21 protein-coding genes are annotated in these 25,514 nt (G+C 53.8%); 5 read left to right on the top strand and 16 right to left on the bottom strand.

Annotation, left to right across the window (positions count from 1 at the left end):
* Positions 1–2: 2 nt before the first annotated feature.
* The 9 genes from sctS to NQT62_RS03760 form a co-directional block, all read right to left on the bottom strand.
* Entirely contained in the window at positions 3–263 is a 261-nt protein-coding gene (gene sctS / locus NQT62_RS03720; protein ID WP_256763229.1) for a type III secretion system export apparatus subunit SctS, read from the bottom strand.
* 7 nt (positions 264–270) lie between these two features.
* The gene (sctR, locus tag NQT62_RS03725; RefSeq protein ID WP_256763230.1) at positions 271–918 is read right to left on the bottom strand and encodes a type III secretion system export apparatus subunit SctR; all 648 of its coding nucleotides are present in this window, start codon (positions 916–918) and stop codon (positions 271–273) included.
* Positions 905–1,984, bottom strand: a complete 1,080-nt coding sequence (locus tag NQT62_RS03730) for a FliM/FliN family flagellar motor switch protein (RefSeq protein WP_256763231.1) — start codon at positions 1,982–1,984, stop codon at positions 905–907. The genes sctR and NQT62_RS03730 overlap by 14 nt, the downstream gene beginning before the upstream one ends.
* Positions 1,985–2,066: 82 nt before the next feature.
* Positions 2,067–2,471 carry a hypothetical protein gene (locus NQT62_RS03735; protein ID WP_256763232.1) on the bottom strand — a complete coding sequence of 135 codons (405 nt, stop codon included), beginning with the start codon at positions 2,469–2,471 and terminating at the stop codon, positions 2,067–2,069.
* Between the two features lie 2 nt (positions 2,472–2,473).
* The gene (locus NQT62_RS03740) at positions 2,474–3,832 is read right to left on the bottom strand and encodes a FliI/YscN family ATPase (protein WP_256763233.1); all 1,359 of its coding nucleotides are present in this window, start codon (positions 3,830–3,832) and stop codon (positions 2,474–2,476) included.
* Positions 3,833–3,841: 9 nt separating this feature from the next.
* On the bottom strand, positions 3,842–4,843 hold the full coding sequence (locus tag NQT62_RS03745; RefSeq protein WP_256763234.1) for an FHA domain-containing protein: 1,002 nt from the start codon (positions 4,841–4,843) through the stop codon (positions 3,842–3,844).
* The gene (locus tag NQT62_RS03750) at positions 4,840–6,939 is read right to left on the bottom strand and encodes a flagellar biosynthesis protein FlhA (protein ID WP_256763235.1); all 2,100 of its coding nucleotides are present in this window, start codon (positions 6,937–6,939) and stop codon (positions 4,840–4,842) included. The genes NQT62_RS03745 and NQT62_RS03750 overlap by 4 nt, the downstream gene beginning before the upstream one ends.
* Positions 6,940–7,202: 263 nt before the next feature.
* Complete coding sequence (gene metH / locus NQT62_RS03755) at positions 7,203–10,976, bottom strand: methionine synthase (protein ID WP_256763237.1); 3,774 nt, start codon at positions 10,974–10,976, stop codon at positions 7,203–7,205.
* A gap of 132 nt (positions 10,977–11,108) precedes the next feature.
* Positions 11,109–11,627 carry a YgjV family protein gene (locus tag NQT62_RS03760; RefSeq protein WP_256763238.1) on the bottom strand — a complete coding sequence of 173 codons (519 nt, stop codon included), beginning with the start codon at positions 11,625–11,627 and terminating at the stop codon, positions 11,109–11,111.
* A gap of 184 nt (positions 11,628–11,811) precedes the next feature.
* On the opposite strand from NQT62_RS03760, the gene NQT62_RS03765 reads away from it, so the two are divergent.
* Positions 11,812–14,889, top strand: a complete 3,078-nt coding sequence (locus NQT62_RS03765; protein WP_256763239.1) for an ATP-binding protein — start codon at positions 11,812–11,814, stop codon at positions 14,887–14,889.
* Positions 14,890–14,907: 18 nt separating this feature from the next.
* Here NQT62_RS03765 and NQT62_RS03770 read toward each other — a convergent pair whose 3' ends face one another.
* A complete protein-coding gene (locus tag NQT62_RS03770) occupies positions 14,908–15,897 on the bottom strand; it encodes an HPP family protein (protein ID WP_256763240.1) in 990 nt (329 codons plus the stop codon).
* 154 nt (positions 15,898–16,051) lie between these two features.
* Here NQT62_RS03770 and NQT62_RS03775 point away from each other — a divergent pair, with 154 nt between their 5' ends.
* Positions 16,052–16,792 (top strand): TerC family protein, encoded by a 741-nt coding sequence (locus NQT62_RS03775; RefSeq protein ID WP_256763241.1) that lies wholly within the window; start codon positions 16,052–16,054, stop codon positions 16,790–16,792.
* A 46-nt stretch (positions 16,793–16,838) separates the two neighbouring features.
* Positions 16,839–17,447 carry a histidine phosphatase family protein gene (locus NQT62_RS03780; protein ID WP_256763243.1) on the top strand — a complete coding sequence of 203 codons (609 nt, stop codon included), beginning with the start codon at positions 16,839–16,841 and terminating at the stop codon, positions 17,445–17,447.
* Here the strand turns inward: NQT62_RS03780 and NQT62_RS03785 are convergent.
* Positions 17,416–18,288, bottom strand: a complete 873-nt coding sequence (locus NQT62_RS03785; protein ID WP_256763245.1) for a DMT family transporter — start codon at positions 18,286–18,288, stop codon at positions 17,416–17,418. The genes NQT62_RS03780 and NQT62_RS03785 overlap by 32 nt on opposite strands.
* A 4-nt stretch (positions 18,289–18,292) precedes the next feature.
* Complete coding sequence (locus tag NQT62_RS03790) at positions 18,293–19,153, bottom strand: EamA family transporter (protein ID WP_256763246.1); 861 nt, start codon at positions 19,151–19,153, stop codon at positions 18,293–18,295.
* Between the two features lie 100 nt (positions 19,154–19,253).
* Between NQT62_RS03790 and NQT62_RS03795 the strand changes: the two genes are divergently transcribed.
* Positions 19,254–20,633 carry an ABC1 kinase family protein gene (locus tag NQT62_RS03795; protein ID WP_256763247.1) on the top strand — a complete coding sequence of 460 codons (1,380 nt, stop codon included), beginning with the start codon at positions 19,254–19,256 and terminating at the stop codon, positions 20,631–20,633.
* Here NQT62_RS03795 and NQT62_RS03800 read toward each other — a convergent pair.
* The 3 genes from NQT62_RS03800 to hemN form a co-directional block, all read right to left on the bottom strand.
* Complete coding sequence (locus NQT62_RS03800) at positions 20,620–22,197, bottom strand: phosphoethanolamine transferase (protein ID WP_256763248.1); 1,578 nt, start codon at positions 22,195–22,197, stop codon at positions 20,620–20,622. The genes NQT62_RS03795 and NQT62_RS03800 overlap by 14 nt on opposite strands.
* Before the next feature lie 109 nt (positions 22,198–22,306).
* Positions 22,307–23,002: a sulfite exporter TauE/SafE family protein gene (locus NQT62_RS03805; protein ID WP_256763249.1), complete on the bottom strand. Its 696-nt coding sequence runs from the start codon at positions 23,000–23,002 to the stop codon at positions 22,307–22,309.
* 1 nt (position 23,003) lies between these two features.
* Positions 23,004–24,377, bottom strand: coding sequence for an oxygen-independent coproporphyrinogen III oxidase (gene hemN / locus NQT62_RS03810; RefSeq protein WP_370569136.1), 1,374 nt, complete (start codon positions 24,375–24,377; stop codon positions 23,004–23,006).
* A gap of 148 nt (positions 24,378–24,525) precedes the next feature.
* Between hemN and fnr the strand changes: the two genes are divergently transcribed.
* Positions 24,526–25,293 (top strand): fumarate/nitrate reduction transcriptional regulator Fnr, encoded by a 768-nt coding sequence (fnr, locus tag NQT62_RS03815; RefSeq protein ID WP_306173522.1) that lies wholly within the window; start codon positions 24,526–24,528, stop codon positions 25,291–25,293.
* On the opposite strand, the gene NQT62_RS03820 is transcribed toward fnr, so the two are convergent.
* Positions 25,240–25,497, bottom strand: coding sequence for a hypothetical protein (locus NQT62_RS03820; protein ID WP_256763251.1), 258 nt, complete (start codon positions 25,495–25,497; stop codon positions 25,240–25,242). The genes fnr and NQT62_RS03820 overlap by 54 nt on opposite strands.
* Between the last annotated feature and the right edge of the window lie 17 nt (positions 25,498–25,514).

The raw sequence follows: 25,514 nt of genomic DNA on the forward strand, positions 1-25,514 counted from the left end.
AACTACAAGGTTGGCATTGATGGAATGGAAGCAAAGAGTGACTCTGCAAATTGAACCAGCAATTGGCTCATCCAGCCGCCCAATATCAAGAAAATGAAAACAGTGCCTACCAACTTTACGGCGAACGGTAGTGCCTGGTCTTGAAGTTGCATAACAGCTTGCAAAATTCCAAGTACGAGGCCGACGATGACCGTCATTAGAACAACAGGTGCACTGATGTATAACGTAATTAACAGTGCCTGTTTGATGTAATAGCTGAGCATGATCGTCCTACATGTATGAGCCCACAAGGCCTTGCAGGATTTTCAACCAACCTTCGATGGCCACAAAAAGCACCAATTTGACAGGTAGCGTGATCGACATGGGTGAAACCATCATCATACCCAAGGCCATCAAAATGGAGGATACGACCAGATCAACGACGACAAACGGCAGAAATATGGCCAAACCAATTTTGAAGGCTGCTGATAATTCAGAGATCACGAAGGCAGGCATAACAACCGACCAGTCATCTCGAAGGGGTGGGGGACCACCATACTTCGTTTGAAATTGCTTTGCTGTGTCATGAATTTGATCAACATAACCAGGCTGTGAATGGCGAGTCATAAACTCCTTGAAAGCTGGGGCCGCTCGTTCAACACCAGCCAAGATTTCTGTTCCTTTTGATGGCCATTCGTCCTGTGATTTGAATGCATCTGCGGCTTTTCCAAAGATTGGGCCCATGACCAGTAAAGTCATCACCATGGATACGCCATAGATAGCCATATTGGCTGGCACCTGCTGAAGACCGAGTGCAGTGCGCAGGATCAATAACACCGACGATATCTTCAAGAATGCGGTGGACGTAATCGCCAGAAAAGGAATAAATGACAGTGCGGCGATTGTGACGATTAAGCCGATCGGATCATACGACTGCATGATTACTTTCGCTGTTCCTGTCAGATGGATTGGACTCTCTACCGAGCATGGAAATCTGAACTGCAACTTCTCCGTTGAAGACGACCAACTCACCACGCCCGATCATTTCATGTCCACTCAAAATATCCACCATGGGCCAGTCTGGTGAACTGATACACAGCCGGTCACCGGGTCTCAATGTCGCCAAATCTGCCAGAGAGATGTTTTCACCTGCTAACCTAAAAGACAGGCTGTGAGTAGAACTCAGTAATTCTTCTGTGATACGAACATTTTCTGAATCTTTGATAAATTCCACTTCGTGTTCCTTGACTTTGATTTCAACATGGCTGGCTACTTGATGCTGGGCATTCAGAACCGCCTTTAAAATGGGTTGGTCAAATTCAGTTCGCTGGATGAGTCGAAGCAAACCGCCTGTTTCCAAATGTTCTTTATCACTGGGCCGTAAGGGCCAAGAAAACAAGCGAAGCTCATACTGCAAGCGCAAAAGTGGAGCCAGTGCAGCACAGTTCCGCGACCATTCAAGTGACTTACGATTGATTGAATGCCAAATACGATCCAGTCCTTCTCGAGAAATTCGGAAGTTTAAAATTGGATCAGACAAGAGTGAATCAACAGGGTCGAAAACGGATAATTCCAAAAAACTGCAATCCGTCTGCGAATCCACATCGCTAGATTCATCGTCCAGTTCAACGCCTTCTATACCAATGTAAGACGGATCAATGATCTTTAAAAATGGCTGCAAGAAATCTCCGACCAACATATTCAGTGCTGAGAAATGATCCCCTGTATCGCTTGAGATTAGTGTGGACGGTAATGAAATACCCACTTGCTGAAAAAACCAGTCACGAGACACAGTGCATGACAATCGGCTTGAAATTCCAAAAACAAGCTCAGCCTTGCACGGATTCATGGGCTTGGGGCATGCAGTGTCTACAACCAGTTTGAATGACGTTCCGCTTTCCTCGAAAGTTAAAGTCCTCGGACCATAATCTGTCGTATGAATTTTTCGCAGATGATCAATGACTGAGCACATGTCGTCACCACAATGATTGTGTTGATTTTGCATACCTTAATCCCTATCACCATGCTGAGGTGAAAGGTCTACAGGCTCAACACCGACTTGGGTTAACTCGTTTGCTGGAGTTTCATCAAAACCTGGATTCGCCATTGATCCACTCTTCAATTTTCATTTCTTTTTTCTGAAACTCACACAATTTGACCTCTTCCTGGATAACGCTCGCTTTCGCCTGCAGGAGAGACTCACGGGCCCCGCGCAACTCGACATACATTCCGTGCTGTTTTTTCAGCCAGTTGTGGGAGTTCTGTTGATAGCGAAGCATGTCCAATCCGGTGGCCAATCCCAGTTTTAACTCGCCAAACATATTTTTTTTGTGCTCAAGGCGTTTCTCTTGAATCTCGTGAAGCCTTGTCTGGCATTGATCGACTTGCAATTCCACTGCATCGTGCTTCACGCGCTCAATGTGAAGCGTCCGTCGTTGAATACGGGTTCGTAGCCTACGAAGTTCGAGAATCTGATCGATTTGTGTATCCATGCTCACAGGTAATGTTCAAAAGGTGCGACCAGATTTATGAGCTTTGATTTCATGGCAGAAAATGCCTCCAGGTTCGAACGCGATTGCTTGAAAAAGTGATCCAATTTGGGTTTAAGATCAATCGCAAGATCTGTTTTGGGATCAGAGCCTGTCTTGTATTCATTGAGCCGCAGCAGCAATTCAACCTGTTCGTATTCATCATAAATACTGCGAACACAGGCGCTAGCAGTCTGATGATCCTGATCAGTGATGTGGTTCATGACCCTGGACAAGCTGCTCAACGGATCAACAGCAGGAAACTGATTCCGATTGACCAGCTTTGGGTTCAAGATCAAATGGCCATCCAAAAGGGACTTTGATTCGCTGGCCACCGGATCGGTGTCAATTTTTGAGCCCTCCATCAATACGGTATAAATAGCGGTTATGTTTCCAGAAGGCGTACGGCCCGCACGTTCGATCAATTCCGGAAGAATGGTGTACACCGAGGGTGTAAAACCGGCCTGGGTACTTGGCTCTCCTGCCATGAGTCCTATCTCGCGCTGTGCGCGGGCAAGCCTTGTGATGGAATCAATCAACAGAAGGACATTTTTGCCCTCATCCCGAAATTGCTCAGCCAAAGCCGTCGCTGTGAAAGCAGCCCTCACCCGCTCGTATGGAGACCGGTCAGATGTTGCGCAAACGAATAGGCTGCGGCTTCGGATGGATTGGTCAATCTCCCGATCCATGAACTCACGAAGCTCACGACCTCGTTCACCCACCAAACCGAATACGATCACGTCAGCCTCGCAGCCCCTGGCGATTTGGGCAATCAAGGTACTTTTCCCACAGCCGGGTGGGGCGAATACACCGACCCTTTGACCAATACCCAAGGTATTCAGGCCATCGATCACGCGGACTCCTGTCGAAAATATATGTTCAATGGGTGGACGCTGCGTTGCCAATGGCGCTCTGCTGATGACGGGTTTCGCTTCGATTGAAAAATCGAGTGCGGAAGGGGCCTTAGGGTCCAGGTAATCCAGGGGTCTACCCAGACCATCAAGCACACTCCCAAAAAGCTTTTCACTGGCCAATACCCGGTGATTGGTTCCGAGCGGATAAACTCGAGCGCCTCTGTTGATGCCTTGCAGAGGCTCTAAACAGGAGACGTGCACTTGCTCGCCCTCGAATGCAAAAACTTCTCCCAACACTCTATGGTTTTGATCACCTTCAGACTGGATTTCCACCATTTCGCCAATTTCCGCCGCGGGTAGACGACATTCCACCTGATTAATGAGTACCCGATCCACCAGCCCACTGCGACGTGGTTGCTGCAGTCGATCTAGCGTCTTTTTCCAACGAGTTTGGAGAACCTGGAATTCCAAAAAAGCCCCTTAGATCAAGCTGACATACATTTGCTCACCCTTAAACTCCAGTTTGTCAAAATTAATCGAACTGAGCGTAAGGCCGTGATAACTGCTTCCTGCAAACAGCGTAGTCCCATCATTCAAGATGACAAATGGCATATTGCCCATAACGACCTGTCTAACTTCGATTTCATCGACGATCTGTTGCTCTGTATTCAGAGAGACTGTGGCTTTGATCTGCAATCGATCACCAAAATCTGAGCTGAGCTGCGCGATAGATTTTTCTAAAATCTGAATTTGCCGCCGACTTAATCGGGCCTCAATGGTTAGCTGATTGCCCTGAATAGTGCTCTCGAATAATTCTGCTTTGTTGAGCTTCCTCTGCGTATCTTGCAATACTTCGTTGATGGATTGAATCACTCGAGTGGATGGCTCCTGCACACTCATAACACCCGAAATAACCGGGGGACCGTTGTCGGGAAGCTGATCAACGCCCAGCTGATTCTTCATATCCATTCTTTGATACTCAGCCAGCTCAGCCTTGCTTAGATTGCGAGCTGACACAAAACTGCTTGCCATAAAGAACACTGTGATCGCCAACCCTATAGCGATGGACGCCATCACATAAATATTCTTTTTCCGACCACCATCATTCAAATCAGATTTTTTTTGACCTTTTTCCTGATGAAGCAAATTCAGGAATTCATCAGACCCTTGTAATTCATTGTTGTTGGTTTCCAGTACCAATGACATGCGTAGCGATGGATGTTCAAAATACAGACGCCCCGGAACCAGGTCATCAACCTCCAGTAATTTTTGATTGTCAGCCTTCAAACATGAATCATCGTCAAGATAAGTAACCTTCCAGTGTTCCGCTTGTTTTTCTAAAATCAAAACCTCGTCAGGTACCCCAGAATCACTGATAAATACATCAGCATGCTCACTCGATCCAATCTTCAGGCAATTGCCGTGTATGAGATGCTCTGCACCCTGGTGAAGTCCAGACTCAATGTGAACCTTGATGTTCATGCGGCCTCCTGTTCCTCAGCATATTCAAGGGTAATTTCACCCAATGTTTCAAATCTAATAAAACTGGAGATTTCATTGAATGACAGAACGGGCAACCAGAACATGTTGTCTTCAAGCAGACGGCGCAAATGTCTACGGCAATCGGCACTGCAGACAATCACAGAACCTTGTTCTCCACGACGTTTTGCATCGATGACCGGAGAAATTGCCTTAATCATGGATTCAGCACCCGTGGTGTCAAAATCTAGGATCACCCCAGTTGCGGTTTGACGGATAGCCATGCGGATGGTCTCCTCAAACTCCGTATCGAGCAGGTACCCCCTGACGATCCCGTGATCGGACATCGAGTGGCTGATTTGATCCCGCAGAATCCAGCGAATTTGCTCTGCAATTTGAACAGGGTCGCGTTCTTTTTGAGCCCATTCAATCAGGCCAGTCAAAATGGTTTTGAAGTTTTTTATTGAGACGCGCTCTTGCAATAGACGCTGAATAATTTCCAATACTTTCAGGTTAGGCATTAGCCGCTCAAGCTCTTTAAATTGTTCAGCGAGTACGCTTGCCAGCTGTGTACTGTGACTGGAATACTCAGCCAAGGAATACAAATCCTTGATCTTTTTCAGCACGAGCGATTGGAGCATCACAATCAGCCGTTCTTGAACTCCCTCGGGCGCAAGTCCAATCTGAATCAGCTGTTCCCGAAATTGGTAATCCACCGCAAGCAGTGGAACACCGGAAATCGCTTCATTGACTGCTTTAAAAGGAATTTTTTCCTTGTTTAAAATAGCCTCTGAACAACACACCCATAATTGATTCATTTCTTCTTTCAGTTCAATGAATGGGACACCAAAAATCTCAATGGATAAATGTTTTTGTTCTTTGGATTTTCGAAATTGAATAGGTGGTATGACTGCACCAAGTTCCGATATCAATTGATTTCGGGCATACCGGGCTGCATATTGAATACCTGAGCAAAATTCTTCTGTCTGATCAGCAGGCAAAACGACACAGAGGGGTTGGGCAAGCTCTGTGGTCATGATGTCCTCTAGAACAGCCATGCTGGGTGCGTCGAACTGCGGTTTTAAATTGGCAAACGGATCTTTTTCCACCTTGATCAGCTGATCTTTACCACCTCGGAGATACCAGATCGCGGCCAAACCGACCGCCATGCACATAAAAGCGATTGAAGGCATTCCAGGCACCGCAGCGAAGAGTATTGCCACGCAAGCACTAATCAGCAGTGCTTTTGGATTTCCACCTAGCTCATTTAACAAATCCCTCGCAATACTGGAGTCGTTACCCGCCTCTTTTGTAACGCGCGTGACAATAAAGCCAGATGAGATGGAGATGAGTAGAGCGGATATTTGACCCATCAATCCGTCACCAACGGTGAGGATGGCGTAGCGGTGACCCGCCTCACTGAAAGTCATGTCGTGTTGAGCCATTCCAATGGCCAGACCTCCAATCAGGTTGACTAGCGCAATGATGAGCCCTGCGATTGCATCACCCTTGACAAACTTGATCGCACCATCCATCGCACCATATAGCTGCGTCTCTCGTTCCAGAACACTCCGGCGCTTTTTTGCTGTTGCTTGATCAATCAGACCTGCGCGAAGGTCTGAGTCAATTGACAGCTGTTTCCCAGGCATCCCATCAAGACAAAATCGCGCGGCAACTTCAGCGACGCGCTCCGATCCTTTGGTGATGACGATAAAGTTAACAATCGAAATAATCGTGAATAGAATCAAACCAACCGCAACGTTGCCGCCAACCACAAATTCTCCGAAAGCTTCGATAATGTGACCCGCGAAACCATCCAGCAAAATGAGCCGTGTTGTTGATATGGTCAATGACAATCGGAATAGTGTCGAAATCAGCAGAATGGCGGGAAACGAGGAGAACGACAGTGGTGATGACAGCAGGATGGAACTGATGACCAGCAACACCGAAATTGTGATGTTCAAAGCAATCAGTACATCCAAAATTCGGCTATCGATTGGGATGATCATCATGGCCACGATGAAAAACAACATCACCGCTGCAAAAATATCTGATCGCTTGGAGGCAATACTTCCCAAGTGTTCAAATAGTTTAAGCATGGTCTGGCCCCTTCACTTTGATTGCTGTCGATAGAACGCCCAGTATTGCTTGGTGGCAAGGTTGGTTTCAGGGTTCCATAGACAGGCCACTTTATTGCGGGATTTTCTAATCCAGACAGGTTTGGGAACAGTCAGGCGGCAATGTTCAAGACTGAACATTGACAGGTAAAATAAAGGCGCTTCCCTCGAGAGAGGTAAGCGCCTGTGTGACCCCCTACAAGAATAGGGGGTATCTCGGATTCAGTCGGATTGTGACTGTACTGCTATCCCATCACTGGAGACAACGCCTTTTTCAACTCCGCCTCATCTCGTCCTGAGAATTGCCGAAGGGCTTGAACCTGATCCTCGCCAATCGTCCCCACATTGAAGTAATCACTTTCAGGGTTACTGAAGTAAAAGCCACTCACACTGGCCGCTGGGCTCATGGCCAGGCTTTCAGTCAAGGTCATGCCAATTTCACTGGCCTGAAGCACTTCAAACATGGCCCGTTTGATGGTGTGCTCGGGGCAGGCGGGGTAGCCGGGTGCCGGGCGAATACCCTGGTATTTCTCGGCGATCAAATCGTCATTGCTAAGGGCTTCGGATGGCACATAACCCCACAGGTCGGTGCGCACGCGGTGGTGAAGGCATTCGGCAAAGGCCTCGGCCATGCGGTCAGCGATGGCCTTGAACATGATGCTGCTGTAGTCGTCGTGCGCTTTGAGAAATTCTTGTTCTTTCTTGTCCACGCCGATACCAGCCGTGACTGCAAACAAACCGATGTAGTCATCGCCTTGCCCTTTCGGGGCGATGAAATCGGCCAGTGATTTGTTGGCCACGCCTTCGCGCTTTTCACCCTGTTGGCGAAGTGGGCTGTAGGTAAACAATACCTTGCTGCGCGTGTCGTCTTCATACACTTCAATGTGGTCGTCGCCCACGGTGTTGGCAGGGTAAAAGGCCACGGCCGCGTTGGCTTGCAGCCAGCGGCCCTCGATGCATTTTTTCAGCATGGCTTGGCCGTCTTCAAACACGCGGCGTGCCGCTTCGCCCACCACCTCGTCTTGCAAAATGCGGGGGTACCCGCCGTGCAAATCCCAGGTTTGGAAAAACGGAGTCCAATCAATGTACTGGGCCAGGTCGGCCAAGTCGTAATTCTTGAAGTGACGGCGACCAATGAACTTGGGCTTGGGTGGTGTGTAGTTGGCCCAATCCACTTTCAGCTTGTTGGCGCGCGCGGCTTCCAGGCTGATGAGGGGCTGTGCCTTTTTGTTGGCGTGTTGTTCGCGAACACGTTGGTATTCTGCCTGCAGATCGGCCTTGAACTGGTCGGCTGCTTCTTCAGACAGCAGGTTGGAGGCCACGCCCACCGATCGACTGGCATCACTCACATACACCGTGGGGCCATCGTAATGGGGTGCAATTTTCACCGCCGTGTGAACACGGCTGGTGGTGGCACCGCCGATCAGCAAGGGGATGCCACGGTCGCGGAAATAGGGGTCGCGCTGCATTTCACTGGCCACATAGGCCATTTCTTCCAAAGACGGGGTAATGAGGCCCGACAAGCCAATGATGTCGGCGTTGATTTCCTTGGCCTTGGCGAGAATTTGCTCGGCAGGCACCATCACACCCATGTTTTCCACTTCAAAGTTGTTGCACTGAAGCACCACGGTGACGATGTTTTTGCCGATGTCGTGCACGTCACCTTTCACGGTGGCAATCAAGATTTTGCCTTTCGCTTTGGCGTCGCCACCAGCAGCCACCAATTGCTTTTTCTCTTCTTCAATGAAGGGGATGAGGTGGGCCACGGCTTGCTTCATGACACGGGCGCTTTTCACAACCTGGGGCAAAAACATTTTGCCAGCGCCAAACAGGTCGCCAACCACGTTCATGCCGTCCATCAATGGGCCTTCGATCACATGCAGTGGGCGACCGCCTTTGGCGGCAATGGCTGCTCGGCATTCTTCGGTGTCTTCGGTAATGAACGTGGTAATGCCATGCACCAGCGCATGGGCTAACCGCTTTTCAACCGGCTGGTTGCGCCATTCCAGGTTTTCTTCCGCTTTTTTGCCACCGGCTTTCAGCGTGGCGGCAAATTCAATCATGCGCTCGGTGGCAGTTTTGCCAAAGTCAGGGTCGTTGACCGGCAGCTCGGGCTGGCGGTTGAGCACAATGTCTTCCACCCGCCTTTTGAGTTCAGGCTCCAGCTCATCGTACACGCCCATCATACCGGCGTTCACAATACCCATGGTCATGCCATTTTTAATGGCGTGGTAGAGGAATACGGTGTGAATGGCTTCACGCGCAGGTTCATTGCCACGGAATGAAAAACTGACGTTGGACACGCCCCCGGAAATCTTGGCATGGGGCAGGTTTTTCTTGATCCAGCCCGTGGCCTCGATGAAGTCGTTGCCGTAGTTGTCGTGTTCTTCAATGCCAGTGGCAATGGCAAAAATGTTGGGGTCGAAAATAATGTCTTCTGCGGGGAAACCCACTTCATTCACGAGGATGTTGTATGCCCGTTCGCAAATTTCAATTTTGCGCGCATAGGTGTCGGCCTGGCCTTTTTCATCGAAGGCCATCACGATGACCGCAGCGCCGTAGCGCTTGCACAACTTGGCCTGGCGCTTGAATTCCTCAACGCCTTCCTTCATGGAAATGGAGTTGACCACGGCCTTGCCTTGCACGCACTTCAAGCCCGCCTCAATCACCTCCCACTTGGAAGAGTCGATCATGACCGGCACGCGGGAGATGTCGGGCTCGGAGGCCATGAGGTTCAGGAAGCGCACCATGGCGGCTTTGGAATCCAACATGGCTTCGTCCATGTTGACATCCACAATTTGCGCACCGTTTTCCACTTGCTGACGGGCCACACTGAGCGCCTCGTCGTATTGCTCGTTCAAAATCATGCGGGCAAAGGCTTTGGAACCGGTGACGTTGGTTCGCTCGCCCACGTTGATGAACAGGCTGTTGTCGTCGATGTTCAAAGGCTCGAGCCCTGACAAACGGCACTTGGGCTCGGCCACCGGAATGACGCGGGGCTTTTGACCTTCCAGCGCCTTGGCAATGGCGGCAATGTGGTCGGGCGTGGTGCCACAACATCCACCGGCAATGTTCAGGAACCCTGCTTGCGCGAATTCCTTCACCAGGCTGCTGGTGATGTCGGGCGTTTCATCAAAGCCCGTGTCGCTCATCGGGTTGGGCAAGCCGGCGTTGGGGTACACACAAATCGGTGCATCGCAAATTTTGGACAACTCGGCCACGTAGGGGCGCATGAGGGTGGCGCCCAGGGCGCAATTCAGGCCGATGGTGATGGGCTTGGCATGGCGCACAGAGTTCCAGAAGGCTTCCACGGTTTGACCCGACAAAATACGGCCCGAGGCGTCCGTCACCGTGCCAGAAATCATGATGGGCAGGCGGTTGCCGGAATCTTCGAAATACTGGTCAATCGCAAACAACGCAGCCTTGGCATTCAGCGTGTCGAAAATGGTTTCGACCAGCAGAAGGTCAACGCCGCCTTCCACCAAGCCTTGGGTTTGCTGGTAGTAGGTGGCCACCAGTTCATCAAAGGTGATATTGCGCGCACCCGGGTCGTTCACATCGGGGCTGATGGAGGCGGTTTTGGGCGTGGGGCCCAGGGCACCGGCGGCAAAACGGGGTTTGTCGGGCGTGGAGTATTTCACGCAAGCGGCCTTGCAGAGGCGAGCCGCTTCGCGGTTCATTTCGTCCACGAGGTGTTCCATCTCGTAGTCGGCCTGGGCCACGGTGGTGGCACCGAAGGTGTTGGTTTCCAGAATGTCGGCACCCGCAGCCAGGTACTGCTCGTGAATTTCAGTCATGATCTGCGGCTGCGTGAGCACCAGCAGTTCATTGTTGCCCTTGATGTCGCGATGAAAATCGGCAAAGCGGTCGCCCCGATACTGGGCCTCGGTGAGCTTGTAGCGCTGGATCATGGTGCCGGTTGCGCCGTCCAGAATCAAAATGCGCTTTGCGAGCAGGTCACGGAGTTGGGCTTCGACTGCAGGGCCGTTGGCAGGCGAAGAAGCGGGGCGCGTGTTCATCGCGGGGCCTCTTGAATGTGCGTTGGAAAATGCGTTACTTCAGGTAAGCCCTGATTTTAACAGGGTTTACACCCAAACCAGGGACTGCTGCGGCGGCCGCGGCGGGTGTCTTGTCAACACCCTTGGCAACACCTATTCCCGGCGCAGCCGCCACAAACCCACCACAGTGGCCCCGGTCAGCACCAGCATGGTGATGCACAGCTCCCAGGAGTTGAACAGAAAACCATGCAAACCCCACATGAGGTTGCTCACCAGAGTGGCTTTCCGCATACCCACATTGCTGAGGACAAAAAATGACCAGGTGCCAATGAGTGTGGCAACCAGAGGGAGGCTGCTGGACACCCAACCTTGCCAGGTGAGCGCAGTGACGATACAAGCCAATGCGGTGAAAAACCATGACAACCGAAGACGGCACTTGAAAGGCCAGTGAAAGGTGTAGGCGCTGAGCGCTTGACGGATGGCCGCCAGCACCATGATGCCCATGCCAGTGTGTACGCCGTTGAAGCCGTACTGAACAGCCCAACCGGCCGATGAGGCCGCCAGCAAGAGTTTGGTGCGCCGTTCATCAATAACAACGAAGCCCAAGAGGTTGAGGATGAGGGCAAGTGCGCCAGCCAGGCGAGGCGCAAACTCAAGAGCCCAGGAAGTCATGCGTGCGTGCAATCCGGATCAATGTAGCGTGAGGATACCGCTTGAATGTGACAACCCGACAGTGTTTAGTGCGCAGTCAGCGCTTGAACAACCTGTTTTTTTCGGCTCAGTTCGGGTTTGCCCATGGGAGATTGATTTGTTAAATTGGGTGGAATTGCCACTTCAACCGAGGGCGGGCTTGCCCATGCTCAAATACATCCGCCAGTCCAGCCTGTCCACGCGCCTGGTACTGGGCAGTCTACTGTCGCTGGTTGTGTTGTCGATTCCGCTGACACTGACTGGCTATTCCGTGCTGAAAAAGCAAACCATTGAACAAGCCGGCCTTGCGGCCAAGGCTCAAGCCGAGCAAATATCCTGGTCGGTGGATCGCCATCTGAAACAACACCTGAAGAGCCTGGTGTACACGGCCCAGGTGCAGGAGGCGATCGGGGACTTCGCACCAGTGCAGCTGCAGCGCATGATCGACTTGATGCGCAAAAACACCCCAGGCTATCTGTGGGTGGGCGTGGCAGCACCAGATGGCAGCGTGCTGGCTTCGGTGGACAATTTGTTGGTTGGAAAGAATGTCGGCAAGCGACCCTGGTTCCAAAAAGGATTGACCAAATCGGCAATCATGGACCTGCACGAGGCGGCCATGCTGGCGGCGCTGCTGCCCGAGCGGGCTTACGACAAGTACCAGTTCATTGATTTCACCACCCCCCTGCACAACCCGGACGGGACGACCTTCGCGGTGATTGGCATTCATTTGGACTGGAAATATTTTATCAATGAGGTGGAGCAGGACATTTTCAGTCAACGCAAGGTGTCCATGCCCACAGTGATTTTGGCGGGCGATGGCAGCGTTCGATTGGGAAACCGGGCTGAGCTTGCAGACCTTCACGAGAAAACGCAATGGAGTCAGTTCTCCGGCTTCAAGCTTGCACAAGCTGGCACCACGAATTGGTCGATTGAACGCTTGGCCGACGGAAAACAGTATTTGTTGGCTTTCTCCCCAGCCAACCAGTCGGTTGAAGTTCAAGGCTTGGGTTGGGTGGCTGCAACAGTGACACCCCTGACACTGGTTGAAAAACCGATTTCGGACGCCTTGCTGTATGCAGTGGTCGCCCTGCTGCTGGGCACTGCAGCCACACTGACCCTGGTTGGGGTGTTGGGCCGAAGTGTTTCGAAATCGGCCACACGCTATGTGGACATGGTTCGCAAAGGCGATTCTCCGGCCGTCAGGGCATCCATGGCCGATCTGCCAAAAGAACTTCAACCACTGTCCCGCGAAATTTTCAACCTCACCCAAGACCTTCAGGCTCAAAGTATGAGCCTGACAAAGGCATTGACACAAGCCAAGGAAAGTTACTGGGTGGTGGAGGCACTGATTCGCCAGGCACCACTGCCCATTGCCATGTTTGACATGAACATGTGCTATGTCGCAGCCTCTGGCCAATGGGAGCTAACCTTTTGCCAAAACTCGGGCAGCCTGACAGGACGCTCACACTACGATGTCGTACCCAATATTCCCGAAAACTGGAGAGCAGCACACCGCGCTGGCATGGAGGGCCGCAGCCTGATGGCCATGGCCGATGCGTGGACGGCACCAGACGGGACCCAACTGCTGCTGGACTGGGTCATTGAGCCCTGGAACCGGCCCGATGGCGAACGCGGCGGTATCATCATCATGTGTCGCGATGTGACCGAGGACGCGCGCTTGCGCGGCGAGTTGGCTGAAAGTGAAGAGCGTTTCAAGTTGGCGATGGAGGGATCGTACGACGGGCTGTGGGACTGGAAAGTGGGCGAGGAATCCATTTACTTCTCACCCAGCTGGAAGCGCTTGCTGGGCTATGAAGACCATGAGCTGGAGAACCTGTTTTCGACCTGGGAACGTTTGACGGTTCCAGAAGATGCACAGCGCGCCAAGCAGGAACTGCAAGCCAGCTTGGACGACGCGTCTTCATCCGCATTTGAAAGTGCGTTCCGGATGGTGCACAAATCCGGGCAGTTGGTGGATATTCTTTCCAGGGCATTGATTGTTCGAGACGCCCATGGGAAAGCACTTCGCGTGGTGGGTACCCATTTTGACCGCACCAAGGAGTTGGCACTGGAGCAACGCGCGCGCGATGCGTCTGTGGCTGCGGAAGTGGAACGCGAGGCCAACGCGGCCAAGAGTCGGTTCCTGGCAACCATTAGCCATGAGATTCGTACCCCCCTGAATGGTGTGATTGGTTTTGCCAAGCTGCTTCAAATGGACTTGCCCGATGGGCCGCAGCGTGAGCATGCCGGCTATTTGGTGCAAACAGCGGAAACACTGTCAACCATATTGAATGACATTCTGGATTTCTCAAAACTGGAATCGGGCATGCTGGCGTTGTCCAACAACCCGTTCTCGCTGGATGACGTGTTGAAGAGCAGCTCGGAGCTAAGCCGCCTGAACTGCGCAGCCAAGCAGATCGACTTTGAATTGGTGACGGCCATGGAGCCCGGTTTGGTGTATCTGGGCGATGCCGGGCGACTGCGCCAAATCATCCAGAACCTGCTGTCCAATGCGATCAAGTTCACCGAGCAGGGCAAAGTTCAGCTGGTGGTTCGCATCGAATCGACCGGGCCAACATCCGACGCCATTGCATTCGAAGTACGGGACACTGGCCGTGGCGTGCCAGCCGACAAACTGCCCCTGCTGTTCAAGCCCTTTGTTCAGGTTCACAGCGATGGTGAAAACAGGCTGGGTGGCACAGGATTGGGTTTGTCGATCGTGAAAAACCTAGTCCAGGCCATGGGTGGCGACATTCACATGGAATCGACCGTGGGTGAAGGCACCGTGGTGAAATTCCACATTCCGCTATCCCGGGTGGACAAGCAAGCCCAAGCGATTGTGGAGCGCATTCAACCTGCCCGAAGTCTCAACCTGCTGGTGGCTGATGACACCCCGTTGAACCTGAAGTTGCTGACGCTGTTTCTGGAAAAAGATGGTCATGTGGTACACAGCGCCACAGACGGGATGGAAGCCCTGAGACTGGCGGAGCAATCGCGGTTTGATTTCATATTGCTCGACATTGACATGCCAAAACTGTCTGGCCTGGACGTGGCTCGCAGAATTCGCGCTGGCAGCGGACCGAACGAACACACCCCGATTGCCGCATTGACCGGTTATGCCTTTGAAAGCGACCGGATTGAATCTGAACAAGCCGGCATGAATTATCACTTTGCCAAGCCCATTCAGTTCGATGCCTTGCTCAACCAATTGGCCCTGCATAGCGGCGCAGGGCAAACCACGTAACAAGCCCAGCGGATGTGTTTACAGGTGACCGGGCTGGGCCACTGGAATCCAGTGCCCGTCCTTTTTGACCACCTCGTAGCGGGCCCACCGCTTGAAAGATTCCGCGGAGCTTAAGCCTGTGTCATAGAGGTTGGCGCCCGCGACATTTTTGTAAATCACCTGCTGCGTGGCGGCATCTTTGTAGGGGGTCACGAGGGACATGTCCAGCAGTTCCCGAACACACCACCGATAACCCACTTGACCATTGCTGTAGAAAGAACCGACGGTGAGTGTTTGTGGGTGCAGCCCCTCTTTTTCTGAATGCTGGACCGCATGCTCAAAAAGCTCGGACAAGACATCCGTGCTAACGTCGACAAACGACTTCATGTGAGAGATGGCGTATGCAAAATCCTCATGGGTGAGCGAAACCCCGGCTTCATCGGCTGTTTCAATGTGGACCTTCTTCGCCCGTGAAAAATGGTGAGGATACCGCCGCCAGGGAAACAGCGCGTTGAACAACACCCCCACGGTGAACAGTGCAGCCACATTGAACCAGACCGGGTTGAATACATACCCGTAACCCAGGTGAGTAACTGCAGGGCCGCCGATCACTGCGGCCAGTGCTGTTGCACCACCCGGTGGGTGGATGCAACGGGCAAAGTACATGGCCGAGACCGACAGACCCACTGCCAGCGCAGCAGCCAACAACACGTGGGGAACCCACCGGGCACAGGTGACACCGATGATGGCCGCCAGGGTATGACTGCCCCAGACCGCCCAGGGCTGCGACAGTGGACCATGCGGAACCGCGAAGATGAGCACAGCCGACGCGCCCATGGAGGCCACCACCAACAGGTTGGGCGTACCCCCCATGAGCAGGCTGGAAGTTAGCACCACCGCCAAAATACCCAAAAATGCCCCCAAACCGGATATGAGCTTCTCGAGGTGGCCAGTGGTGTTGGATTCCAAACCGACGACGGACCGGAACAGTCGAACCGCGGGTTGCTGCTTGAAGGCAGAAATTTTCATGACGACAGGATTTTTTTACAGTGTTTGACATTGTGGCGCATTGTGCACCGAATGGGTGCATTACGGAACTGGTTGATTCCCGAACGGTGGGGGAATCACCCGGCTTGGCTTGCGGCACAATGGCGGTTTACTTGTACCCCTCGCTGGAGACGCCATGGAATTGTTGATGGACCCGAATGTGTGGATCGCTTTTGCGATTCTGACGAGTCTGGAAATTGTGTTGGGCATTGACAACGTGATTTTCATCACGGTGCTGGTGTCGAAGTTGCCAGCCGATATTCAGGACCGAGTACGTCGGTTCGGGTTGATGTTTGCCATGGTTACCCGGGTGGGACTGCTGTTCTCACTGTCGTGGATCATCGGGCTGACAGAGCCGCTGTTTCAGGCTTTTGGCAAGGCTGTCACCGGCAGGGATTTGGTGTTGTTCTTTGGCGGACTGTTCTTGCTTTGGAAAGCATCCAAAGAAATCTACCTGCAAGTGGAGGTGCCCAACCACACGGAAGAGTCGGCCGGAACAGCCAAAGTGGCCGGGAAAACCGGTGCAGCATTGTTTTGGGGCTCAATTGTACAAATCGGCATTCTCGACATCGTGTTTAGCCTGGACTCCGTGATCACGGCAGTCGGCATGGTGGACCAGATTGAAGTGATGATTGCCGCGGTGATGGTGGCGGTCGGTGTGATGATGGTTGCCGCCAAACCGATTGGCGAGTTTGTGGAAAAGCACGCCTCGGTGAAGGTGCTCGCCCTGTCGTTTCTGATGATGGTTGGCATGCTGTTGATTGCTGAAAGCTTTGGGGTGCATGTGCCCAAGGCATACCTCTACAGCGCCATGGGTTTCTCGCTGCTGGTGGAGTTGCTCAACTTGCGGTCTCGGAGCAAAACCAGCGGCACTTGAGCACCCCGATTGATATACACTGTGCAAAAGAAATTCAGGGGCTTGTATGCGGTGGTTGTTGGGTGCGCTGGGATCATTGCTGGGTACCTTGGCCATACTCCTGATTGCCATGGGTGTGTCTGCCGCCTTGGGTACCAGCCACTCCAGTGAATCGACCCAGAAATTTGCGCCGGGTGTGCATGCCATCATGCGGCATGCCTCGTCACCCGGTGCTGGCGACCCAGCCGCGTTTACTTTGCAGCGCTGTGACACCCAACGCAATTTGAATGTCCGGGGTCGAGACCAGGCGGTCTTGGTCGGAAAATATTTCAGGGATCATCCGTTTTATTTCACTGCGGTGTATTCCAGTCAATGGTGTCGCTGCAAGGACACAGCCCTGCTCATGGGCTTGGGAGCCTCAACGAATTTGCCGGCGCTCAACTCGTTTTTCAATAATGAGGGGGCCGGGGGACCGCAAACACAGGCATTGCGACAGTTCCTGATTCAACTGGGTCCGCGGGACAAAGTGCTGCTCGTCACCCATCAATTGAACATCAAGGCCCTCACGGGGGTGTACCCACAACCCGGTGAAATCGTTTTCTTCACCATACAGCCCACCGGAAAGGTGACCGTGGTAGAGCGCCTTAAACCCCAGGCGATGGTTCAACACGGGTAACCAGCGCTATGCCCAACACCACAGGTACAATCCCGATGAAATCAAGCGGGTGCAGCGGCTCATCCAGCAGCAGGTAGCCTGCCACCAAACCCAGGGGAGGCGTTAAAAACAGCCACACGCTGGCGGCGCTGGCGCTGCCTTTCTCCAGCATGTTGAACCACAGCAAATAACCAGCGATCGACACCACCAACACCATCCACGCCAGCGACACCAAAAACCGGGGGGTGACCTGTACAGCCGACCAGGGTTCCATCCAGATGGCCAACGGCAGCAGGGTTAAACCAGACAACACAATCTGGAAACCCGTGGCGGCAACCACCCCCATGCTAACCGGGTACTTTTTGTAGAACACCGTCCCGCTGGCCAAAGTAAACAGGGCCAGAAGCACCAGAACAAAACCGTGCAGTGAATCGGCTGGCCCACCCACCCGACTTCGAACAATGAAGGCCACCCCGGCAAAACCCAAACACAATCCCAGCCATTTGGTTCGAGACAACGGTTCTTTGAGCCACAGGGCCGACAGTGCAGCCACCACAATTGGGTTGGCACTGATGAGAATGGTCGCCAACCCGGAGCTGAGCGAGCCCATGCCAGTCCAGCTCAAGCCCAGATACAGCGAATGATTGCACCAGCCCAGCACCAGCAAAATCAACCACTCCCGGCCTTTGGGCCACCGCAAATCACCGCGCAGGGCTGACCACGCCATCAGCAAAGCGCCCGCAATCAGAAAGCGCACACTGAGAAAGAGCAGCGGTGGACTGTCCATTAAACCAAGCTTGGCGGCGGGAAATGCACTGGTCCAGATGAGGACAAAGGGCAACGCGAGAACAACGATTGGCATGGGATTAAATTCTCAACAGAAATAGACCGAGGGTGACCAAGCCGGCGGCACACAGTCGCCGGCGCGAATGGGCTCGCTCCTTGAACACCCCAATAGACAACAGCGTTGCGAAGACAATACCCGCATTGCTGAACGCCACCGCCACCGCCGCTGGCAAAACCCGCATGGCATGAATAACCAACACATAGGCCAAACCAATGCACAGGCCGCCCACGGCAATCATCCAGAGGGGAGGCCGTGCGGCGGGAGACCATCGACCAGTGCGGTGCTTCAGATCAACGCTGAGCACCAGCCAACCACAGGCATAGCCAAATGACACATAGCCCAGAAGAGCGGAGAATGAGTGCAGGTGTTGTGTGGCTTGCTGGTCACTGAGGGAGTAAATGCTGGTGCACAGCATGGACAAGAGCGCCCATGGAACGGCACCCTGCTGACCTGTGGAGCGAATGCCCACCGTGAGCAGCAGCAAGCCGGCAACCCCCACCAAGAGCGCAAACCAGGCGTGCCCGGGCAACTGTTGGTCAAGCAGCAGACTTGCCCAAACGGCGATCAACAGTGGAGAACTGCGCACCAGTGGGTAAACCAGCGCCACGGGCGCCTGGCGATAGGCACGGGTCAGCCCCAGGAAATACACGGCATTGGACGATGCCGAGAGCAGCAGACAGCCCACCAAATGACCTGACCATTGAACTGTCTTGAACCATTCGATGAGCCCCCAAGGCGCGAGCAGAACGCCATGGCCCAACAGGACCCACCACAGCAAACCACGCGCAGGGGGCTGCTGACGGGCCATGAGGTTCCACCCCACGTGCATGAACACCGACAGGGCCACCCACAACAAGGCTTGATCAAATTCAGACAACAAGACAACAACCCGCTGGGAAAACCAACAGCTATAGCCCAAGCAAGGCGACAGAACAACTGGGGTTTGTGTGGGGGCGCGCCACTGCGTACGTGGATTGGCTATGATGCAGCTTGGTGCTTTCGATCAGGCGCAGCAGATTGTCATGGGTAAATCCTCCAACGCCGGGGACGGCAAAGCAGTTCCGTCCGGACGCCTGGCCCGTCTGTCGAAATTCGGTGCGTTGGCCACCACAGTGGCCGGGTCCGTGGTCAAGAACGGGACCAAGCAACTGGTGCAGGGCAAGCGCCCCAAACTCAGCGACCTCCTGTTGACCCCAAAAAATGCAATGCGTGTGGCCAACCAATTGGCCCAGCTTCGGGGTGCCGCCATGAAATTGGGTCAACTGATTTCCATGGACGCCGGAGACATCCTGCCGCCGCAACTGGCCGATATTTTGGCCCGGCTGCGGTCAGATGCACACCACATGCCCAAGGCCCAGCTTTATCAAATGTTGTCACAGGAGTGGGGCGACAATTGGCAAAGTCGCGTCGCGCGATTCGATGAAAACCCTGTGGCGGCGGCTTCGATTGGTCAGGTACACCGCGCCATCTCGCTGGATGGCCAACCCCTGGCTGTCAAGATTCAATACCCCGGCGTTCGAGAAAGTATCGACAGCGACATTGACAATGTGGCGTCCATTTTGCGATTCACCGGATTGGTACCGGACACTCTGGACATTCGAGAACTGTTGCAGGAAGCCAAAAAGCAGTTGCATGAAGAGGCTGATTACCAACGGGAAGCCGATTGCCTCGAACAATTCAGAATGGCCATGGGCGATTGGCCGCACTGTGCCATCCCCGGCATTCACCGCGACCTGAGCACCCGCCGCATACTGGCCATGGACTTTGTGGAAGGCGAGCCGATTGAAAGCTTGACAACGGCCCCGCAAAGCGTTCGGGATGGGGTGTTGAGCACCCTGTTCACCCTGATGTTTTGTGAACTGTTCCACATGCGCCTGATGCAGACAGACCCCAACTTTGCCAACTATTTGGCAAGGCCGACAACACAGACCGTGGTGCTGCTTGACTTTGGCGCGACGCGGCCATTCACACCCGAGTTGGTGGCGGGTTATCAGGCTGTGGTGGCGGCAGCTTTGGCTGGCAGCCGACCGGGGCTTGAAGCAGCAGCCCTGCAAATTGGTTACTTCGACGACACCACGCAGCGCCACCACCGCGAATTGGTGCTGGACCTCATGGAACTGGCCTGTGAACCCCTGTGCAGCGCAGAGGCTTATGATTTTGGCCAGGCAAACCTGGCTGAGCGCTTGCGAGACAAAGGCCTCCGCTTGGCGGAGGATTGGCAGTTTTGGCACACCCCACCGGTGGACTGCCTATTTTTACACCGCAAAATGGGTGGCCTGTTTTTGCTGGCCACTCGGCTGAAAGCACGCGTGAATATTCAGCGCTGCCTTCAGACGGCAGCGGGTGTCAACGCCCCTTAGTCCACCAGGATTGACACTTGCTGGACTGCATTTCAAAGGCCATGCTCATGACACAAAACAGGTCATCATGGCTCAAAGGCACATCCTTGTAGCGCCTCAATTCATCCTGCGACAATTGAAAGTGCTGACCAGTCCAGACAATGGCCGGCACATGGACTTGCGCCCGAGGAGCGATTGCCTTGGGTGCCCCATGCAGGTACATGCCAAATTCACCCAGGCTTTCACCGTGGTCGCTCACGTACAGCATGGCTGTTTCATGCGAGTGGTCGTGACGTTTCAGAAAACCGATCACCTGGGCCAGAAAGTGATCGGTGTAGAGGATGGCATTGTCATAGGCATTGATGATTTGTTCATTGCTGCAGTTGGACAATTCATTGGTTTCACACACTGGCTTGAAGCGCTCAAAAGCTTTGGGATAACGCTTGTAATAAGCAGGCCCGTGGTTGCCCATTTGGTGAAGCACAATCAAGATGTCTTTGTCAGCATGCTGCTTCACATAAGCATCCAGGCCATCCAGCATGCCAACATCGCGACATTCATCGTCGCATTGCTTGTTGGTGGCCGGCGTTTTGAAGTCTTCATAATCTACCCGCAGGGCCACACCCTTGGAGTCCGAATTGTTGTCACGCCACAGCACCTGAACACCGGCGGCTTTCAAGGTGTCCAGCAGGTTGGTGTGCTTCAGCCCCTCGTTGCTGGAGTACTGGTCCGCACCCAAGCCGGAAAACATGCAGGGCACGGACACCGCGGTCGAAGTGCCGCACGAGGTGACGTCTGAAAAACTCAACACATTCAGCATGGACAATTCTGGATTGGTGTTGCGTGCATAACCATTCAGTGAAAAGTGGTCAGCCCGGGCTGTTTCCCCCACCACCAGAATCACCAACTCCTTGTGGTCGGCTTCCTCAACGATTTTTGCATCGGGTGCAATGGCCGCACGAACAGCCGGTGCAGTCGAATTCAACGTTTGCGCGGCAAACTTCATCAGCGAGGTGACTGGATAACCCGGATTGGCGTAATAACGGATGCTTTTGTGTTCGCGCAGGAACGACGCATACTGACTGGAAAACGGGGCCACCGCCAACAGCACCGTCAACACGACACCGATCAGCGTCACACCCAATGATTTGAAGTGACCTTTCCATGTTGGCGGCGTTGACATGGTGCGAACAAGCCAAGCCGCGGGAAGCAAGCCCAACAGCAGATACCCCAACATGCGCAGGTTCAACAGGTCGGAGGCTTCGGACACATTCGTCTGTATCAGGTTCTCCAGCATGGAGGTGTCAATCACCGTACCGTAGTGGTCCATGAAATACGCCGATGAAGCGCCGGCAAGTAATACCGCAGCCAGCCACCAGCGCGCCGCACGGCCGTGCGCAAACACTGCCAGCAGCAACACGTGCAGGGCAGTGAAAAAAACAGCCACAGAGACCAGAAAACCCAGCTGCGACAAACCAGGATAGACTTTGAGCAGGGCCTTGAAAAAAGCCAGATTCATGAACAGCGTCATGAAGACAGCGATTGCAATCAATCGCCGGTGCAGCGCGCTTACATGCTTGAACATCCGTGAAGGCTCGAGAAATGTTGAGAACAGAGTACTGAAATGTACCATGCGTTGAAATTCAGCAAGGTCGATGATGGCAGGTCGATCTTAACGAAACATTAAGGCCTGTTCACCAGCACAGGCCGAGAGACTGCAGGAGAGCTGGGCTGGGCACCCAGTTCATGGAACGCCCCACCATGAGGGCAAGCCCCAGTAGAATCATCACACCGCTGGCCCGGTTCAGGCTGTGCTCGGGGATGCGGGTTGCCGACAGTTGACGCAACCGGGCCACGGCCTGCATGCCCACACTGGAAACACCGGCAAAAACCGCCATCAACAGCGCGCCCTGCAAGGGGCTGCCACCCAGAAATGCCAGCATGAGCGCCGACCACAGCACAGCACAGGGAAGCAGTGGCCACGCCAGCCCAGCCAACCATGCAGCAGCCCCTGTGCGGGGCCGAGGTTTCAACAATCGGGCCAGTGCTGGCGACAACTGAATGACGGCACTGCCAGCTTGCACTGTTAACGGTGTTCCACGCAGCACCAGTGCAATGGCCGACATGGCCACCACCGCCATCAACATGCCATGGAAAGCTTTGAATATGAAAGAAACCTGCCAGGCCAACTGCACCAGCGCCATGGATATACCACCAGCCAGCGCCCCAGCGACGGAGTAAGACACCAAGCGGCCAGCCAGGTATCGCCAGGCCAAGCCAGGCTGTCCCATCCAGGAACGGGCCAAACCACACGCACACATGGTGACGCAATGCGGGCTGGACAGCAGCCCCAGTGCAAGCGCAGACAGGGTGAGGGAGAGACTGACCATGTCAGAGGAGCTTGCTGCGCTCAATCTGCGGTCGACCCGCATAGGCGTCGAAACACATGGCCATGGGCCGAATGAACAGCCAGCCCAAATCCGTGACGCGAACGCCGTCTGGACCAAGCATTAGCAAGCCAGCATCCTCAAACGGGCGCAGCAAGCCCAGTTCGAGGGCGAAGTGCTGGGGGAAGTCAATCCAGAACGCTTGGGAAAAATCACTGAAATGGATTTCGCCTTGACACAGCAATGCCATGATGGCTGCGTGACGCAAGCTGTCTTCGCGTGTTCCCTCGTGTCCCCGAAAAACCGCCAGCTCACCGCGCCCGATTCGGTCTTCATACTCAGGCAATTCACGCACATTCTGCACCAGCAGATTGCCCACCTTGCTGATGGCACTCACACCCAAGCCGATCAGATCTGCATCCGGCTGGGTGGTGTAGCCCTGAAAATTTCGGTGCAAACGGCCTTGGCGTTTGGCCACAGCCAGGGGGTCCTGCGGCTTGGCAAAATGGTCCATGCCGATGTATTCATAGCCCGCCGCCTGCATGCGCTCGATGGCCATCCGGAGGAGCATCACCCGCGTGGCTGCATCGGGCAAATCTGCGTCGTGAATGCGCCGTTGTGGTTTGAAACGGCTAGGCAGGTGGGCATACCCGTACAGCGCCAAACGGTCTGGGGACAATTCAATCACCCGGTCCAAGGTGGTGGAAAAACTGCGCAAGGTCTGTTTGGGCAAACCGTGAATCAAATCCACATTGATCGACTCGAAACCCCAACGCCTGGCCGCGTTTAACAATGTCGACACACTGTCAACGGATTGCTCGCGGTGAACGGCTTTTTGCACAGCGGGATCGAAGTCCTGCACCCCAAAACTGATGCGGTTAAACCCCAGGCTGCGCAGGTGGAGCAGGCGGTTTTCATCGACCGTGCGAGGGTCCACTTCAATGGACATTTCGGCCTTGGCTGAAAACGGAAACACCCGCTTCAGCCCCTCGACCAAACCCAGCAGTTCAGAATCGTTCAAAAATGTGGGTGTACCGCCACCCATGTGAAACTGGGTGACCGGGCTTAAACCGGTGGGCGCAATGCGGGCCACCATCAGGGCCTCTTTCTCCAAGCGGTTCAGGTATTGCGTCGAACGGTCGTGTTTTTTGGTCACCACCTTGTTGCAAGCGCAGTAGTAACACACCGACTCGCAGAACGGAACATGCACATATAGGGACAACGGGCGCTTCAAGCCACCCACGCAGCGGGCCTTCAGCGCATCGGTGAAAGCCGCTGCGCCCACCGATTCCACACACTGGTCAATGGTGGGGTACGACGTATAGCGGGGGCCTGGTCGATCAAACCGGGTCAAGAGTGACGACAAATCCCCGTTGATCGGCCATTTGGTCGATGCGGGGGCCGGGTAGAGTACTGGGTTGAACGGAAGAATGTCGGCGCTCATGGGGTCATCAATTCATGTCAACATGAACACTGTGCACGACATTTCAATGCCGCATCTTGATCTGAATCAAGGGCTGAGTACAATGACCTTACACCACACCACCGAGGGCACCATGCAAGCGGACCCCTGTCGTGTCACTTTGACCGAATTGAAAAACAACTGCTCAAATTGCAATCTGCGCGATTTGTGCATGCCGGTGGGTTTAAAGCCCGCCGAACTGGAGCAGTTGGATCAACTGGTGAGCGCACGTCGCCGGGTCCACAAAGGCGAACACCTGTTCCGCACAGGTGACAGCTTCCACAGCATGTATGCCGTTAAAACCGGCACCTTCAAAACCGTCATCAACAACGCGGATGGCAGCGAGCAGGTCATTGGCTTTCAAATGACCGGTGAAATTTTGGGTCTGGACGGACTGGGTGCCGGCCAACACATGTGCGATGCCGTGGCCCTGGAAGACTCCGAGGTCTGCAATATTCCTTACGATTCGCTGGATGACCTGTCGCAGCAGTTCCATACACTGCAAATGCATTTTCACCGCATCATGGGCCGAGAAATTGTCAAAGACCAAAGCGTGATGCTGCTCTTGGGCAGTATGCGTGCCGAACAGCGGCTAGCCGCTTTTTTGGTCAACTTGTCTGAACGCCAAAAAGCCCGCGGGTTTTCCAGCCGTGACATGGTGCTGCGCATGACCCGCGAAGAAATGGGCAGCTACCTCGGCCTGAAAATTGAAACCGTGAGCCGCACGCTCAGCAAGCTCCAAAAAGATGCACTCATCCGCATCGAACAAAAAAATCTGTCAATTCTGGACACAGCCGGTCTTCAAGCCCTGGCCACAGGGCGGCTGCACTAACCCGGTTTTCTGATTGCTGGATGCGGGCTTGGCCGTGACGGTAAAGCCCACTTTGGTGTGGGGTTCGCTCACGATGGTTTCCGGGTGGCTCATGGCAATCCACAAGGTCACAAAACCTGCGATGACCACAGCACCCGGCAGGCACAGTACCAGCAACATCCAGGGCTCTTTCCAGAACGGTTGACTTGCAGTGTTTGAGGTCATGGTGTTCTCCTGAACAG

It is taken from the genome of Limnobacter humi (genome assembly GCF_024518835.1).
Lineage (GTDB): Bacteria > Pseudomonadota > Gammaproteobacteria > Burkholderiales > Burkholderiaceae_B > Limnobacter > Limnobacter humi.

Coding starts and splice junctions, on each gene's coding strand:
- sctS (WP_256763229.1), bottom strand. CDS start 263: ATGCTCAGCTATTACATCAAACAGGCACTGTTAATTACGTTATACATC.
- sctR (WP_256763230.1), bottom strand. CDS start 918: ATGCAGTCGTATGATCCGATCGGCTTAATCGTCACAATCGCCGCACTG.
- NQT62_RS03730 (WP_256763231.1), bottom strand. CDS start 1,984: ATGCAAAATCAACACAATCATTGTGGTGACGACATGTGCTCAGTCATT.
- NQT62_RS03735 (WP_256763232.1), bottom strand. CDS start 2,471: ATGGATACACAAATCGATCAGATTCTCGAACTTCGTAGGCTACGAACC.
- NQT62_RS03745 (WP_256763234.1), bottom strand. CDS start 4,843: ATGAACATCAAGGTTCACATTGAGTCTGGACTTCACCAGGGTGCAGAG.
- NQT62_RS03750 (WP_256763235.1), bottom strand. CDS start 6,939: ATGCTTAAACTATTTGAACACTTGGGAAGTATTGCCTCCAAGCGATCA.
- metH (WP_256763237.1), bottom strand. CDS start 10,976: ATGAACACGCGCCCCGCTTCTTCGCCTGCCAACGGCCCTGCAGTCGAA.
- NQT62_RS03760 (WP_256763238.1), bottom strand. CDS start 11,627: ATGACTTCCTGGGCTCTTGAGTTTGCGCCTCGCCTGGCTGGCGCACTT.
- NQT62_RS03765 (WP_256763239.1), top strand. CDS start 11,812: ATGCTCAAATACATCCGCCAGTCCAGCCTGTCCACGCGCCTGGTACTG.
- NQT62_RS03770 (WP_256763240.1), bottom strand. CDS start 15,897: ATGAAAATTTCTGCCTTCAAGCAGCAACCCGCGGTTCGACTGTTCCGG.
- NQT62_RS03775 (WP_256763241.1), top strand. CDS start 16,052: ATGGAATTGTTGATGGACCCGAATGTGTGGATCGCTTTTGCGATTCTG.
- NQT62_RS03780 (WP_256763243.1), top strand. CDS start 16,839: ATGCGGTGGTTGTTGGGTGCGCTGGGATCATTGCTGGGTACCTTGGCC.
- NQT62_RS03785 (WP_256763245.1), bottom strand. CDS start 18,288: ATGCCAATCGTTGTTCTCGCGTTGCCCTTTGTCCTCATCTGGACCAGT.
- NQT62_RS03795 (WP_256763247.1), top strand. CDS start 19,254: ATGATGCAGCTTGGTGCTTTCGATCAGGCGCAGCAGATTGTCATGGGT.
- NQT62_RS03800 (WP_256763248.1), bottom strand. CDS start 22,197: ATGTTCAAGCATGTAAGCGCGCTGCACCGGCGATTGATTGCAATCGCT.
- NQT62_RS03805 (WP_256763249.1), bottom strand. CDS start 23,002: ATGGTCAGTCTCTCCCTCACCCTGTCTGCGCTTGCACTGGGGCTGCTG.
- fnr (WP_306173522.1), top strand. CDS start 24,526: ATGACCTTACACCACACCACCGAGGGCACCATGCAAGCGGACCCCTGT.
- NQT62_RS03820 (WP_256763251.1), bottom strand. CDS start 25,497: ATGACCTCAAACACTGCAAGTCAACCGTTCTGGAAAGAGCCCTGGATG.